Below are 15,805 nucleotides of genomic sequence, written 5' to 3'. Positions count from 1 at the left end.
CGATCACGCAGATCACACCGCGTGGCAGCGGCTCGGTGTCCTGGTACGGCTGCGCTCGCTGCGTCAGCTTGCCGCGCTTCTCGGTCGAGAGAGACATCCGGATGCGCCAGCACCGAGCGTCCCAGCCGCGCAAGGGCGTTGTCCGCGAGCTCGTCAGCCCGCCGCTCGGCCACGTCGTCGGCGCGCCCGACGACGAGCGCGCCGACGGCGCCACCCAGGCCCTCGAGCGGGATCGGAGCCTCGGGCGCTGCCGCGGTCGGCCCGCCCTCGTCTCGATGAGCATCAGCGCCTGGCTGAGGCGTTCGGCCAACGGCCCGCCCGTGCACGCTCATTCGCCCTCCCGGTCGGTGGCCGGTGTGCAGGCCGCTGGAGGCGACAGGCGACCGCGCTCACCAGCCTGGTGCGCACCCACGCGCGCCGGCATCGGTAACCACTACCGAGATCCGCTGCTCATCCATCGCCCATCGCCGATACGACGCCCGAGTTTGGCCATCTCTCGCTCGGCGGCGAGTCGGAGGTCGGTCATGCGGACCTGCCGTCGCTCCGCCACCGCGTCATAGGTGGCGGCGAGCACGATGTTGCGGATGTCGCCGCCCGCGACTTCGAGGGCGTCCGCGAGCAGCGTCAGGTCCACGGGATCGTCGGGGTCGGTGGCCGGCAACTGGGCGAGATGGTGCTCCCACAATCGCTTCCGCGTGGCTACGTCGGGATCGGGGAAGTGCACCATGAAGTGCAGGCGGCGAGCGAACGCAGGATCCAGGTTGCCGCGCAGGTTGGTGGCCAGCACCGTGATGCCTTCGAACGCCTCCATCCGTTGCAGGAGGAAGGCCACCTCCTGGTTGGCGTATCGGTCGCGTGCATCTCCGATCGAGGATCGAGACCCGAACAGCGCGTCCGCCTCGTCGAAGAACAGCACCGCGTTGAGCGCCTCCGCACGCGCGAAGACGCGCTCGAGGTTCTTCTCCGTCTCGCCGATGTACTTGTCGACCACGGTCGAGAGATCGACCTGGAACAGGTCGGCCCCGAGCGAATTGGCGACCACGTGCGCGGCGAGCGTCTTCCCGGTTCCTGGACTCCCGGAGAACAAGGCACAGATCCCCGTGCCCTTGCCACCCTTGCCCTGCAGATCGCCGAGACCGAGCACCTCGTCCCGGTCCCGTGCCCACCCGATCAGCCGCTCGACCTCGCGACGCGTGTGCTCAGGCAGTACAAGATCGCCGAGCGTCGCCGGCGCTGTCGTCGCCCCGGCGCGTGCTCGATGGCCGGTTCCCAGTCGGCGCACCGCCTCGCGCACCTGCTCGGCCGTGGGTTCGCGGTCGGGTTCAGCATCGGTCCGAGCCCGGAGCGCCACCTGGTCGATCTCCTCCGGCGTGATGCGCATCGCCAGCACATCCTCGGTGAGGGCGGCGTCACCGACCGCGTGCCGCCACAGCTCGTGACGCTCAGCCCGCGTGAGGCGGGCAGCCGGAACCGTCGCGGCCAGTCTGTCCGACCAGTGCGGATCCCAGGCTGTGCGACCGACGGCGAGCACCGGCACGGCCGCCCGATCGATCAGGTCGAGATGGTCGATCGCATGCTGCGCACCGAGCAACACCAGCACCGAGCCCTCCAGCGCGGCCTCAAGGAGGAGTGCTTGCACCGTTCGCCGCACGAGTGCTGGTGCGGCGTGCGGGGGCGGGCCGCCATCATCGGCGCTCGACGGCGACCGGTCGCGAATCCGGTCCAGGTCACCTACCAGCGTGGCGACCCCCAGCTCCCGGCAGGCCGCCACGGCGAGCGCCCCGCCTGCGGTGCCCGCTGGGGCGTGCACCCACACGAGCGGCTCCCCTGCCGCGAGCGCTGCGGCCACGGCTCGGAAACCCTCGACGTCGACCGGCCGCGGGTCGGCGAGCACGCGCGCGACCCCCTCGGGCACGAGCGTCGAGGAGAGCAGGTGCGCCGCGACACGGTCCGGTACCCGCACCCGCCGGGCCGGCAGCACGTCATCGCCGTCGATGGCGATCAACCCGGAGCCGACCAGCACACCGGCGGGGTCGAGCAGCGCCCGTGCCCGCGCGTCGAGGTAGCCGATGCCCGCGGATTCCCAAGCGAGGGCGACGCTGGGGCGCGCGGGGCCGCCGTCGCCGGAGAGCACACCGGTCAGCACGTGCGCACTCGGGTGCGCTTCGGGTAGAGCCGCGACTGCGAGCAGCACCCGTTCGGCCTGCTCGAGCCCGAACCGCTCCCCCACCTGCGTCAGCGGCTCCTCGAGCACGGCCAGCGCCTCCGCATCCGCGACGAGCACCTCGAGCGCCGCCGTCGCGAGTGCGGCACCGCTCCAGCCACCTACCGCCTCGCGCCGCTGCGCTGCACGCTGCCATGCGGTGAGCACGCTGTCGACGAGAGGGCCGTTCGCGGCAGTCATGGCTGCACCCTCGCACAGTCTCCGAGCGACCTGCGCGAACTTCCGTAGCGATTACCGATGCTCGCGGCGGGGCGCCATTCCTAGGCTGAATCAGCCGCGGACGAGGGGCGCTCTGGCACGACGGCCGCAGCAAGGGAGAAACGGTGCTGATCTCTGCAGTCGAGGAAGGCATCGAGAGCCTGCTCCGGAGCACGCTGCCGCTCTCGAGCGAGCAGGGTGATGTGTCGTTCGAGGCTCCCTCGAGTACCTGGGCTGCCGGCGTCAACCGACTGACGGTGAACGTCTTTCTGTACGGCGTGACACGGTCGTCGCAGCCGCCCCGCGTGCAGGCACCGCAGCGAAACGATGGCCAGGTCGTGCGGAGGTTCGCGCTGCCGATGGTCCAGCTGTCCTACCTGGTGAGCGCGTGGGCGGGCTCGCCGCGGGACGAGCACGAGTTGCTCGGTGACGTCCTGATCCGGTTCCTCTCGCACCCGCTGCTGCCCGCCGAGCACCTGGGCGCCGCGCTCGAGTCGTCGGTGCAACTTGCCGTCGAGAACGACGATCACAACCGGCCACGCGAGATCTGGGGTGCCGTCGGCGGGCACGTGAAGGCCTCCTTCAGCCTGCAGGCGACCGTCGCTGCGGATGCCTACCCGTGGGAGACCGCGCCACCGCTGGTCGACCGGGTCAACACCACCGTGCACGCGCTACCCGATCGTCGGCAGTGATGCGGGTTGCGAGCACTGTCGAGCATGCCGAGATCGCCCCGGGCGGGTCCGGGACGATCCCACTCGACGTCGTCAACACCAGCGGGGTCATCGACGCGCTGAGCGTGCGGGTGCTCGGCTTCCCCGCGACCGCCTCGGTGCGCAGCCAGCCCGAGCAGCTGACGCTGTTCCCGCAGGCGGAGGGTGCGCTCGAGGTCCACATCGGGCTGCCGGACTCGTTCCCCGCGGGCACCTATCACGTGACGATCGTGGTCGAGGGGCGGGCAGCCGGTGCGACGGACGCCTATCACGACGTCGAGGTGATGGTGCCGCCGCATCCGGCGGTCACCGTCACCGCCAACCCCTCGGTGGTGCGCGCCCGCGGCCGTGCGCTGTTCACGGTCACCGCGGTGAACGAGGGCAACACCCCGCTCGACCTGGCGCTGCGGGCCGTCGATGCCGACCGCAACCTGCGCACCGAGCTCACCCCGTCGACGCTCTCGATCCCGATCGGCCGCTCCGCCGTGACAACGGTGACCGCGCGCGGGCCCCGCCAGTTGCTGGGGTCGGACCGCGACCGGCCGTTGCGGATCGTGGCGGAAGCCGATGGTGCGAGTGCCGAGGTGGCGCTCACGCTCAAACAGCGCTCGACCTTCGGGCGCGGTGTCATCACCGCGCTGATCCTGCTGGCGATCCTGGCGGCGTGGGCGCTGGCCGTGACGATCGGTATGCGTGCGATCTTCGGCAGCGACCCCTCCACAAAGGTCGCGCCGGCCTCGTTCTTCGCGGCCACCGAGGTTCCCGGCCAGAGCGCGGGCGCGGCGCCTGCGGGTGCGCTGGCGCGCGACGCGCTGCTGCCGGCCGGTGTCGGCGGCACGATCACCGGCACCGTGCAGGGCACCGAGGACCCGGCGGGCGTCGGCCGGCTCACGGTCGAGGCTCTGCGAACCTCCCCTGACGGGCTCGTGCTGGTTGCCTCTGCGGCCACGCAGGCCGACGGGAGCTACTCGCTCGCCGGCCTGTTCCCCGGCGAGTACCTGCTGCGGGTCGCGGCGGATGGCTACGACACGATCTGGTACCCCAGTGCGGTCGCCAGTTCCGGCGCAACGCCGGTGCAGGCGAGCGCACAGCAGGTCACCGACGGCATCGACCTGCAGGTCACCGGCGCCCTGGCGAGCATCACCGGGCTCGTGCAGACCGGCGCCGTCGAGGATGTCGAGGTCACGGTCGCCGCGGCGCCCACGTGGCTGCCCGCCGAGGAGGCAGCCGATGCGGCGCAGCAGGTCACGGCGGCCGCCGACGGCACCTACGAGTTCGTCGATCTGGTGGCGCCCGGCTCCTACGACCTGACCTTCGAGGCAGAGGGGTACCAACCGACCACGATCACCGAGCACGTGCTGGGTGGGCAGCAGCGTCTGGCGCTCGACGTCACCTTGGGCGCCGGGCTCGGGCAGATCACGGGGATGGTCACCAATGGCTTCGAACCGCTCGGCGGGGTCCAGATCTCGACGACGGTCGACGGCGAGGAGGTCGTCGTCGGCTCCCCCACCCAGGGGCGGGTGGGCTCTTTCGTGCTCCCCAGCCTGCCGACCCCCGGCACGTACGTCCTGACCGCGAGCATGGATGGCTACGGCAGCCAGACCGTGGTCGTCGACCTCGCTGCGGGCGAGTCGAAGACCGATGTCTTCATCATGATGACCGGCGGCGTCGGGACGATCTCCGGACATGTCGTCGACACCACCGGCAACGGCGTCGGTGGGGTCACGGTGGTCGCCGGCGGAACCTCGGTCGGGGTGAGCGCGACCTCGCTGACGGCGGGCGACGTGGGCGCCTTCACGCTCACGGGCGTGCAAGGCAGCGCGACCGTCACCCTCACGTTCACGAAGGAGGGGTACGCGCCGGCCTCGATCCCGGTCACCCTGACCGACGGCCCGCCCGGGGATGTCTCCGTGACGCTGGCCCCGATGAACGGCGCCGTGCAGGGCCGTGTGACCGACGGCGGCCAAGGCGTGGTCGGGGCACGTGTCGAGGCCACCGACGGCAGCACCGTGCACAGCACTGTCTCCACGGCCACCGGCGCGGCCGGATCCGGTTCCTACCTGATCCCCGAGCTGCCGCCCGGGACGTACGCGGTCACGGTCGTCAGCGACGGCCGCGTGATCTCCACGGCGATGGTGACCGTGCTGCAGGGCACGACCGTGCGCGCCAACCTTCCGTTCCCGGGAGGTGGCTGACATGCACGTCGACGTCGCTCCGCGCCGTGTCAGCGTGGTCCCCGGGATGTCGAGCGAGCTGCTCATCACGGTCACCAACACCAGCGATGTGATCGGTGGCTACTCGCTGCGGGCGCTGGGCGTCGACCCCGAGTGGGCCGGCATCGACCAGCCGGAGCCGCGCCTGTTCCCCGGCGAGTCGACCACCGCGCGACTCAGCCTGCGGCTGCCGGACAAGTCTCCGGCCGGCGACCGCGAGCTCTCGATCCAGGTGACGGACCTGCAGGACCCGTCCAACGTCGTCGTCGAGGAAGCGATCCTCGAGATCCCGGCGGCCCCGCTGGCCTCGATCGAGCTCGACCCGCCGACCGTCACAGCGGGCAGCACCGGCGGCTTCACAGCCACGGTGCACAACGAGGGCAACACCACCCAGCTGCTCGCACTCGAGGCGACCGACCCCGAAGCGCGCACCACCTTCACCTTCACGCCCGGCGAGCTGAACCTCGCCCCCGGGGCGAGCGCCGTCGTCGACCTCACGCTGAAGTCACGCCGCCCGCTCGTGGGCGATGCCGCGCTGCGCCCGTTCACGGTGCGGGCCAGCGGGCCGCAGATCACCGACAAGGACCGGGCGCCCAGCGCTGCCGGCATGTTCATCCAGAAGCCGATGTTCTCGCGTGGGCTGCTCGGGCTCCTCGGCCTGCTGGTCGCGATCACCGTGTTCGCGACCGTGATCACGATCGCGATGACCTCGGTCGTGCAGCGCTCCGCTGCCGATCGCGACCTCGCCCTGCAGGTCGCTCAGGCGCGCGAGAACACCGTGCAGACCGGTCGTTCCGGGGTCGGCGGTTCCGTGCTGGAGCTCAGCACCGGGGCCACGGTCCCGAGCGTGTCGGTCGAGCTGTTCGCTGCCGCCGACCCCAGCACGCCGCTGATCACCACCGCCACCGATACCGCGGGCACCTTCAGCTTCGATCAGCTGCCGGCCGGTGACTACCTGGTGCGGGTGCGCGGCGCCGGATTCGCCGAGGTCTGGTACCCGACCGCCGGAAGCGCGGCTGACGCCACACCCGTGAACCTCGCCGAGGGTCAGCGGCACGACGACCTCAGCCTGGTCGTCGGCGGTGTGCCGGCGTCGGTCAGCGGGACCGTGATCGGCGACGACGCCGCGGGCGCGACGATCCGTGTGGAGCTGCCGCTGGACACCGACCCGCTGGATGGCAACGTCGACCCCGTCGAGGGTGAGGCCCCACCCCCCACCCCCGGCGGCGGTGCCCTGGTGCGCAGCGTCCCCGTGAGCGAGGACGGCACGTTCGCGATCGGAGAGCTACCCTCCCCCGCGGTCTACGACCTCGTGGTGGTCAAGCCCGGATTCGCCTCCTCGGCCCAACGACTCGACCTCGCAGCCGGGGAGAGCCGGGACGGCGTCGAGCTCTCGCTGCTGGTCGGCGATGGCTCGATCACGGGCACGATCAGCAGCCCGGACGGCCCCATCGGCGGCGCCGGGGTGGTCGCGACCTCGGGGCAGACCCGCATCGAGACCGTCTCCCTCACGCAGGACCCGCTCGGCTCGTTCGTGCTGCGCGGGCTGCCGACGCCCGGTTCGTACACCGTGGTCGTCGCCGCCGAGGGCTACGCGAGCGCAACCCTCACGCTGGCGCTGACACCGGGTCAGGAACTGACCGGGGTGTCGGTGGTGCTGGGCCGCGATCACGGCACGCTCGGCGGCACCGTGACCGTGCCGGGCGGCAACGCCGGCGGCGTCACCGTCACGGTCTCCGACGGCGCCACCACGCTACAGACGGTGACGCGCTCGACCGACCCGGTGGGCTCGTGGCAGCTCTCCGGGCTCCCGGTGCCGGGCGACTACACCGTGACCTTCTCCCGCACGAACCTGGAGTCGCGCGTGCTCTCGGTGAGCCTTGACGAGTTCGGCAGCGTCACCGCAGGCGCCGCGAGCGCCTCCTCGGTGAACACCACGATGAGATCGTCGACGGCGACGCTCACCGGCCGGGTGACTCAGACCCGGGGTGAGGGGCCGGCTCAGCCGGTGGGCAATGTGGTGGTGACGATCAGCTCGGGCACCGTGCAGCGGGTCGTCACGACGGCGTCAACCCCCTCGGGCGACGTCGGTGACTACCGGGTGGAGAACCTGCCGCCCGGGACCTACACCGTGACGTTCGCGCGCAGCGGCACCCGGACCACCTCCGAGATCGTGGTGCTGGCGGCTGCTCAGGTCCGCACGCTCAGTCCGGTGCTGGTGGCGCCGGCACGGATCAACGGCACGGTCACGCTCGCCGGTGAGCCGCTCGCCGGGAGAACCGTGTGGCTGTTCCGAGCCGACGAGTACGGCACCGGCGCCGCCCCGGTCGCGCAGGTGAGCACCAACTCGGCCGGTCGATACGAGATCGACGACATCGAAGCGCCCGAACATTTCGTGATCGAGGTCCGCACGAACGGCGGCACGGTGCTGGGTGCGTCCGCGCCGTTCACACTCGAGGCGAGCGAGGAACGCACGGTCGACATCGAGGTCGGCGAAGTCGAGGAACCCGGTGAACCACCCGGTGAGTTCGAGCCACCCGGGGAAGAGGAGCTATGACCGCGCCAGCACCCCGACGGAGTGGACCGGACGCTGCGAGCGTCACGGTCGAGCCGGGCGCTCATGCCACACCGGGCGGCACCGCGACGCTGCGTCTGCACGCGCGCAACCTTGCGCCAGCCACGCGCGATCTGCAGCTGCGTGTCATCGGTCTCGAAGAGACCTGGCGGCCCGCCACGGGCATCGTGACCGCGGTCGCTGCCGATGAGACTGCCTCTGTCGAGCTGGCGCTGACGCCGCCGGCGGGAGCCGCGCCGGGCGACTATCCGTTCCTGGTGGTGATCGAGAGCGGCACCGCCGGCTCCTGGACCGCCCGTACGGTCGCCGACGCCGTGCTCAGGGTCGACGGCGCCAGCGACGTCGTGCTCTCGATCGAACCCGCCGAGGTGCGCGGCGTGCGCCGCAAGCGGGTCGACATCGTGGTCGGGAACCGCGGTGCGAGCGCCACCAACGTGGCACTCGCCCCCCTCGGTGACGATGTTCTCGACGTCGATATCGCCGAGACGTCGGTGCTGCTGCAGCCCGCGCAGACCGTGCGGGTGCCGGCACGGCTGCGCGCCCCGATTCGCCTCGTCGGATCCCACCAGCGGCTCCCCTATCAGGTGGTCGCGACCGGCATCGCGGCGCCGCGGCGGGCGCAGGGCAGCTTCACCTCGCGCGCCCTATTCGGCAGCGGCGTGGTCCGGGTGGCCGCTGTGGTCGCGGTGATGGCGCTGTGGATCACCGCCGTAGTGATCGCGCTGCCGCGGATCTCTGAGCGGTTCACGCAGGACGATCCGAGCCCCACGGCGGCTCAGGGACCGAGCGGCGACGGCTCCGGTACGGCCGGGCAGGGCGACGGCACCGCAGAGGCCGACGGCGGATCTGACGACGGCGCAGACGCGGGTGGCGACGGCGTCTCTGGAGATCGCGGCGCCGGCCAGGTACGGGTCTCCGGTCTCGTGACCGGCGCGGACCCGGGCGATGTGAGGATCGAGGTGGTGCCGACGTCGAGCCTGTGGTCGAGCGGTATGCCTGCCGACACCGGCACGCGCGTGGCCACCAGCCCCGGCAAGATCGCCGCGGCAGCGATGCCGATGGCGCCTGTCGGAAGCACGCAGCGGGTCAGCACCCGCACCAACGACAGCGGCGTGTGGGCGCTGTCGGGATTGTCGACCTCGGCGCGGTATCTGGTGACGATGTCGAAGCCGGGTTTCGGAACCCAACGCGTGGTGATGACCGGCGCCGAACTGGCGGCCGCACCGCTCGAGGTCGCGATGGAAGCCGGCGAGGGGTCGATGGCAGGCCTCGTGAGCGGTCCGGGCGGTCCCGCCGGCGGCGTCGAGGTGACGCTGACGGACGGGACGACCACGGTGACGACCCGTACGGCGACCACGGGCGCCGTCGGGCGATGGCAGGTGGACGGTCTCATGACCCCGAGCACCTACCTGGTCTCGGCCGCCTCACCCGACCTGGGGACCGAGTCGCAGCTGATCTCCCTGGCGGCCGCCGGCAGCCGCGAGGTCGACCTCACCCTCGATGCCGGTGTCGCGGCGATCAGTGGCCGCGTCGTCGGGGTGGACAGCCTCGGCGGCACCGGCGGTCTGGGCGGCATCACGGTGGTGGCGACCAACGGCACCACGACGCGGACCGTCACGACGATCACCGGTGAGGACGCCGGCCGGTTCCTGCTGCCGCGGCTGCCCGTGCCCGGCAGCTACACGGTCACGGTCTCCGGAGCGGGCTACTCCACGGTCACGCGTGAGGTCAACCTGACCTCGAGCGGCGTCTCCGGCTGGACGATCTCGCTGACGTCGGCGGGCGGTGCCGTGACCGGCACCGTGACCGACGAGGACGGCGCAGGCATCGCGGCCGCCGGACTCGTGCTGACTCACGGCAGCGGCACCGCGACGATCTACAAGACGATGTCCGCGTCCGACGCCTCCGGCACGTTCCGGTTCTCCGGGGTGGCACCGGGCAGCTACGTGCTCTCGGCGGAGGCATTCGGGCACGAGACCACCTATGCCGAGGTCGTGGTCCGTGCCGGCGGCGTTGCCGAGGTCGACCTGGTGCTGCGCCGCATCCCTGGCGACGGATTGGTCGCGACCGCCTCGATCACCGGGCGGGTGGTCGATGCCAGCACCGGGGGTCAGATCACCTGCCCGATTCTGATGGAGGGGCAGGACTGCCTCGTCACCGCGAGCGTGGTCGCGGAGGACATCGAGGGCGTCAGTCGCACGATCACGTCGACCGCCGAGCCTGATGACCCGTACCGACTCCCCGCGACCGGGGCGTCGGTCAACGGGCTGCTACCCGGTCGGTACGTGGTCACGCTGACCGCGCCGGGTTACGAGCCGGGCACGGTCACCGTCACGGTGCCGATGGGCGCCGTGGCCGAGGCAGCTGACGTCGCGCTCGAACCCTCGCCCTCGCTGACCGGCGCTGTGCTCCCCCGCACCGGGCTGCTGCCCGACGGCGTGTGCGTGGTCGCCCGGCTGACCGGTACCCCGGAGATCGCCGACCCCTGCGGCCACGAGGTGCCGGAGTGCGCCACCGCCACCGCGCGCTGTGCCGCCGTTGCCGATGACGGCACCTATCGGATGGACCGGCTGAGCGCGGGTGCCTACACGGTCACTGTGGAGGGCCTCAGCGGTGGCTACGTGACACCGGCACCGCAGCTGCTCAATCTGCTCCCTGGTGAGATCCGACGCTACGACGTGGTGGTCGAACGCAACGGCATCATCTCGGTCAGCGCAGCGCTCTCCAACGGCGCCGGGTCCACGAGCCCGGCCGACGCCTACTTCGTACGCGCCGAGAATGAGGACGGGCAACGCGTGGGCGATCCCGTTCAGCTCAACAGCAGCGGTTTCGCTCAGCTGACGAATCTGCCACCGGACACCTACCGGATCGTGGGCACACAGTTCCAGAACAGTGAGCCGCTGGCGAGTGCGATCGTGGAGATCGGCCTCAACCAAGAGATCCGCATCCAGCTGATCCTGGCCTCGGCGGTCGAGACCGTGCCGGCCTACGTCGGTGCCCAGCTCCGCTCCGGCACCACCCAGCCTGTCGGCGGCGCCACGATCACGATCAACGGTGTCATCGGGTACGAGGGAACGACGCCGCAGCGAGGCGAGCAGCAGTTCGTCACCGGCAGCGACGGCCGTGTGAACATCTGCACCGCAGACGCGCCACCGCCCGCCTGCACCGCCTGGTTGCCTCTCGTGGAGGGGATCGTCAACGTCACGATCGTCGCCCCGAACTTCGATGAGTTCACCGCCACCGGGGTCCCGCTGTCTTCGCTCGCGAACACGCTGCTGACGCCCACCGCGCAGGCGTTCACGGGTCGGGTCGAACTGATTCCCGGAGCGGCGGATCCGAGCCTGCTCGAAGACGTGCGTTTCGAGGTGCTCGAAGCCCCACCGGGCGTGATCACACCCTCGCTTCGGGTCGGGTCGAACGGTGAGGTCATCTACACCGACCAGGCGCTCGCGACCAACGAGATCCGGCCGGGGCGGTACACGATCGCCGCCCACCTCAATGGCTACTCGTCGGCCACGCAGTCGTTCGAGGTCGGCCTCGGTGGGGGCATCAGCCCGCAGCCGCCGGTGTGGACCCTGCCGCAGCAGGCTCGTGTGGGCATCGTTCCGATCCTGCCCGGCGACCCGCCCATCCAGGTCCCGGGCGCGGTCATCACGCTGCACGCTCCCGATGGCCAGCGGATCGAGCGCACGGCCACAGCCACGCAGACCGTGCTCGACTTCGGCACGCTGCCTTCCGGACAGTACGAGGTCGACGTCAGAATCGCCGGCTATCAGCCCCTGATCGAGGTCCCGCTCGTCATACCGCCTGGTCGGGTCATCAGCGATCCGCTCACGGTAGATGTCACCAGACTCGGTTCCATCACCGGTGTCGTCCAATCCCAGTACGCCTCGGACTGGTGGGAGGAACTCCCGGGCGCCGTCGTCACGGCCACTGGTCTCACTACCCCCGGAAGCTTCGAGGTGACCTCGGGAGGCAACGGCGGCTACCTGATCACCGGCACGCTCGAGGAGGCCGGGCTCAACGCCGGGGAGTGGGAGGTCAGCGCTGCCGCCGATGACCACGAGCAGATCGAGGGTGGGAACGTCGTGGTGGACGTGACCGAGGGAGACACCGCCCAGGCGGAGCCGCTGAATCTCGCGCCGAACCCGGGCGGCCTTCAGCTCACCGTCACCGATGGCGACGAACCGGTCGGCAATCTGAACGCCCGACTGCTGTTCGCCGACGCCGACCATCCGCAGGACTACCGACCGTGCGTGGAAGGCTCGGACCAGTGCCAGACCGATGCCGAGCTGGGTATCTACCACTTCCCCACCGTGCTGCCCTTGACATACACACTGTTCCTGTCCGGCGGCGGCTACATGCCGCTCAGCACCTCCGTGGATGTGCCACCCGGCGATCCGATCGACCTGCTGGTCCCGATCACCGCCCCCACCGGGTCGATCCAGGGGCATGTGCGGCAGACCCTGATCGGCGGTTCCACGGCGCCGTTGCCTGGTAGCGACCTGCTGCGGGTGGTGCTGCGCCAGGGCAGCACCGACATCGGCACCTCCGAGATCGACGACGCCGGCGCGTACCTGTTCGAGGATCTGGGTGCTGGCAGCTACACGGTCGAACTGCAGGAGCGCAGCAGTGCGACCGCACCGTGGTCGCCACTGACCAGCGCGACCGTGACCGTACTGTCCGGCCAGAGCGCCGTCGTCGATCTCGTGGTGCCGCTGATCTCACGACCGGTCACGGTCGAGGTGACCTCGGTCAACGGCACCGACCTCGCGGGTGGACTCGTGACCATGGTCGGCATGGTCGACGGCGAGGAGGTCACCCTCGGACCACAGCCGCTCGCTCGCGCTGGCGTGGGCTTCTCGGCGACGTTCCTGCAGGTGCCGGTCGGCACCTGGCAGGCCTCGGTCTCGGGACCCGCCGGCCACCACGGCAGCTACCGCGGCGACGAGGTGACGATCACGCCCACCAGCCCCGCCACGGTGACGACCGCCGTGAGCGTGGCCGAGACCGAGCTGCGGTTGCAGGTGGTGCCGCCCACCGAGGGGGACGACCCACCGGGGCAGGTCGTGGTGACGGCGAGCCCGGGCACCGTACCCGGGAACATCTCCGCCGACGACGTGGAAGCCACCCTGATCACGGGCGCCAGCGATTCGGTGCTGTACCTGCCGGCGATCGGCTGGACGCTCGAGGTCGCCGATCCCGGGGGTGGCTGGAGCGCCTCCGTCTCTCCCGCGACCGTGCCCGCGACCGCACGCACGCTCGCCCGGGTCTCGCTGGAGCAGGCCGAGCCGCCTGAGGAGATCGCCACCGAGATCACGTTCGCCGGTGAGCTGCCGGGGTCGATCACGATCGGCGAGACACAGGCCGTCCTGCTCGCTGTCGAGAGCGAGGAGGGACCGCCTCCCGACGGCAGCACGGTCACGCTCGCAGGTCAGATCGGTGACGGCGCATGGATCACGATCGGCGAGGCATCACTCGAGGACGGGGCGGCCACGATCACCTTCGCTACGGCGGGTTTCGACCCTGGCGTCTACATGCTGCAGGCCAGCTTCGCTGGCGTCACCGGCTGGGCAGACGCGGACGTCACCACGGAGATCGAACTCATCTCACCAGAGGAGGGTGAAGAAGAGCCGCCACCGGAGGGTGAGCCGGACGGCTGAGCTGGTCAGCCCCAGATGACGAAGGCGAGGACCACCACCACCGCAGTGACGAGCGAGGCGATGGTCGCGACCGCCCAGCTCGGCCAGTGCGAGCACTCGACGATCTGGGCAGGTGGGTTCACGACGATCGGCTGCGGCGGTGCGGGCGGCTCGGGTGCCGGCGGTGGCGCGGGGTGCAGATCGGCACCGCACCGCAGGCACGCCACACCGGTGGTCGGGTTGTGCTCACCGCAGGCAGGGCAGACCAGCGCCGAGGGCGTCGTCGAACCGGATGTGCCGGGCGCGCGAAACAGCGCGCCGTCAGAGGCCTCTGGCCGTGCGTTCACGCCGCCGCTGCCCGCCCAGAACAGCGGGTAATCGCACGACGGGCAGAAGTCGCTCGCACCGCGGCCGGTCGCGCTCACGGTCGTGATCGTGCCGCACTCCGGGCAGGTCACCTGGGTGTGAGAACCGTTCGTGGTCGCCGACATCTACTCGCCTCCGTCGGTGTCGTGGCTGTCCTCGCGCCGCGCGCGCCGACCCGCCGCGGGCAGGTTCTGCGTGGGCGGCTCGACCGGCTGGTGCGGCCAGACCCGGGCGCCGCCGACAACGATCTCGGTTCGCACGTGCGCGGGCACCTCGTCGAGCACCAGCGCGACGAAGTCCTCGATGGGCAACGGACCGCTCGAGGTGACCTCGAGACGGACCCAGGCGACGTCGCCGGGCGCCCGGCCTTCCTCGAAGACCCCGCCACCGTCGGTGATCCTCGCCGGGCCACCCGAGTACAGCTCGAGCAGCCGGGTAAGCGCGTAGCGGGTGCCGCGCCAGGGCAACGTGGCCGCGACCATGCTCAGAACGGCACGCTCCGCAGTCTCGCCATAGGAGTCGTCGATGCTGTCGGTGCCGAGCCAGCGCGCCATGTACCGCACCATCTCGATCGGCGCGATCCGTGGGTCGGCGAGGTGAGGCAGCGTGTCCGCGTGCGAGAGCAGAGTCTGGGCCTGCGTCTGGAAGATGCGCACCAGCCGCACGAAGAAGTCGTCGGCGACCATGCCCGCGGGCAGCTGGTTGACCAACCAGTCCTCGTGCCGGCCGGTCGTGCTGGTCGGCGACACCTCGATCACACCTTCGCTCATCGCACCACGACCCGGTGATCGGCGCCCAGGAACAGGGCGTTCTCGCTGAGCCGGATGCTCTCGCTGCCGTCCCCGAGCCGGCGGGCGTTGCGCAGGTCGTAGGAGTACAGCTGAAGCTCGTCGACGGCGAGCACGCCCTCGACCGATTCGACCACGCGTGTGGCAGCGGCGCTGGTCAGCGCCTGGCCGAACGGCCAGCCCGTGCCATCTCCGCCACCCACGAGCGGGTGCACGAAGCGTGTGAGCGCCTCGGTGACGCGCTGTCGCACGGCCGCAGCCGGGCGGCCCGGGAGCGCTCGGATCAGCGCCGCCACACTCACGCCCTGGAAGTACGGCGTGCCGATCTCCACGGCGACGCCCACGGTGCGACGCACGTCGATCGCTTCGGCCACCACCTCGAACAGCTGCGGCGACAACGCGAAGTCGTCGATCGCGTGAGACTCGATCCGCGTGCGCACCTTCGGCACCACCAGCACCCGCACACTGCCCGAACCGGTGCCCTCGCTCGGCAGGCATCGCGCGCGAGCCACCTCGATCGAGGACTGCCGTGCCACCTGCTCGAAGTCACCGGCGGTGACCGCACGCTGGCCCGTTCGCAACGTGAGCGGGCCGCGGACCTTCGCCTCCTCGACCGTCTCGGCGTCGACTCCGCCCACGGCCGGGCGCGGGTTCGACACCGACGCCACGAACGGCACGGCCGAGCGCAACGAGGTCAGCGTGCGCGCACCGACATTGCCGCGCGCGCCACCCCCGGTGCGGTAGGAGGTCACGCGCACGCTCGCGCCATCGGCAGGGACCGCGCCGTGCTGCCGGATGGTGCCGTCAGGCTGCCGCACCGAGGGCCCGAACCTGACCTCACCGGTGTTGGAGTCCCACACCACGTGACGATCGGTGGCGCCTGAGGTCGCGAAGTCCTTGACCTCGGTCCACGTGTGCGAGCCGGTCTGGTCGGTCACGATCACACCCTCGTCACCGCGGCGCTCCGCCACAGGCGCGGTCGAGACCGTGAACGACTGAGCCGGCACGCCACGCGAGCGACCGAGGATCTCGCCCGGGACCGTCGTGGCGTGCTCGGCGGGCACGCTGACGCCGACCGTGCTCAACGCG

7 protein-coding genes and 1 pseudogene are annotated in these 15,805 nt (G+C 71.1%); 4 read left to right on the top strand and 4 right to left on the bottom strand.

The genetic code is table 11. From position 1 onward, the window contains the following. Positions 1 to 433: 433 nt before the first annotated feature. The gene (locus tag ACOJSN_RS22865) at positions 434 to 2,404 is read right to left on the bottom strand and encodes an AAA family ATPase (RefSeq protein ID WP_420114787.1); all 1,971 of its coding nucleotides are present in this window, start codon (positions 2,402 to 2,404) and stop codon (positions 434 to 436) included. A 143-nt stretch (positions 2,405 to 2,547) separates the two neighbouring features. On the opposite strand from ACOJSN_RS22865, the gene ACOJSN_RS22860 reads away from it, so the two are divergent. From ACOJSN_RS22860 to ACOJSN_RS22845, 4 genes and pseudogenes are all read left to right on the top strand, one after another. Then, a complete protein-coding gene (locus ACOJSN_RS22860; protein ID WP_420114786.1) occupies positions 2,548 to 3,114 on the top strand; it encodes a DUF4255 domain-containing protein in 567 nt (188 codons plus the stop codon). Beyond that, the gene (locus ACOJSN_RS22855) at positions 3,114 to 5,327 is read left to right on the top strand and encodes a carboxypeptidase regulatory-like domain-containing protein (protein ID WP_420114785.1); all 2,214 of its coding nucleotides are present in this window, start codon (positions 3,114 to 3,116) and stop codon (positions 5,325 to 5,327) included. Before ACOJSN_RS22860 ends, ACOJSN_RS22855 begins: the two co-directional genes overlap by 1 nt. A 1-nt stretch (position 5,328) precedes the next feature. Continuing rightward, the gene (locus tag ACOJSN_RS22850; protein ID WP_420114784.1) at positions 5,329 to 7,902 is read left to right on the top strand and encodes a carboxypeptidase regulatory-like domain-containing protein; all 2,574 of its coding nucleotides are present in this window, start codon (positions 5,329 to 5,331) and stop codon (positions 7,900 to 7,902) included. Beyond that, positions 7,899 to 9,944 (top strand): annotated as a pseudogene (locus ACOJSN_RS22845) (carboxypeptidase regulatory-like domain-containing protein); the annotation flags it as partial. The gene ACOJSN_RS22850 and the pseudogene ACOJSN_RS22845, both read left to right, overlap by 4 nt. A 3,644-nt stretch (positions 9,945 to 13,588) precedes the next feature. Here ACOJSN_RS22845 and ACOJSN_RS22840 read toward each other — a convergent pair. From ACOJSN_RS22840 to ACOJSN_RS22830, 3 genes are all read right to left on the bottom strand, one after another. After that, the gene (locus tag ACOJSN_RS22840) at positions 13,589 to 14,053 is read right to left on the bottom strand and encodes a hypothetical protein (RefSeq protein WP_420114783.1); all 465 of its coding nucleotides are present in this window, start codon (positions 14,051 to 14,053) and stop codon (positions 13,589 to 13,591) included. Next, positions 14,054 to 14,698 carry a phage tail protein gene (locus tag ACOJSN_RS22835; protein WP_420114782.1) on the bottom strand — a complete coding sequence of 215 codons (645 nt, stop codon included), beginning with the start codon at positions 14,696 to 14,698 and terminating at the stop codon, positions 14,054 to 14,056. After that, a partial coding sequence (locus ACOJSN_RS22830; protein WP_420114781.1) for a putative baseplate assembly protein occupies positions 14,695 to 15,805 on the bottom strand: 1,111 nt, incomplete at its 5' end. The genes ACOJSN_RS22830 and ACOJSN_RS22835, both read right to left, overlap by 4 nt.

Source organism: Pseudactinotalea sp. (genome assembly GCF_048594945.1).
In the GTDB taxonomy this organism is placed as follows: Bacteria; Actinomycetota; Actinomycetes; order Actinomycetales; family Beutenbergiaceae; genus Pseudactinotalea.
Note: the sequence above shows the minus strand (reverse complement) of the source record. Positions and strands in the feature narration are given on the sequence as shown.

Coding starts and splice junctions, on each gene's coding strand:
- ACOJSN_RS22835 (WP_420114782.1), bottom strand. CDS start 14,698: ATGAGCGAAGGTGTGATCGAGGTGTCGCCGACCAGCACGACCGGCCGG.
- ACOJSN_RS22850 (WP_420114784.1), top strand. CDS start 5,329: ATGCACGTCGACGTCGCTCCGCGCCGTGTCAGCGTGGTCCCCGGGATG.
- ACOJSN_RS22840 (WP_420114783.1), bottom strand. CDS start 14,053: ATGTCGGCGACCACGAACGGTTCTCACACCCAGGTGACCTGCCCGGAG.
- ACOJSN_RS22865 (WP_420114787.1), bottom strand. CDS start 2,404: ATGACTGCCGCGAACGGCCCTCTCGTCGACAGCGTGCTCACCGCATGG.
- ACOJSN_RS22855 (WP_420114785.1), top strand. CDS start 3,114: ATGCGGGTTGCGAGCACTGTCGAGCATGCCGAGATCGCCCCGGGCGGG.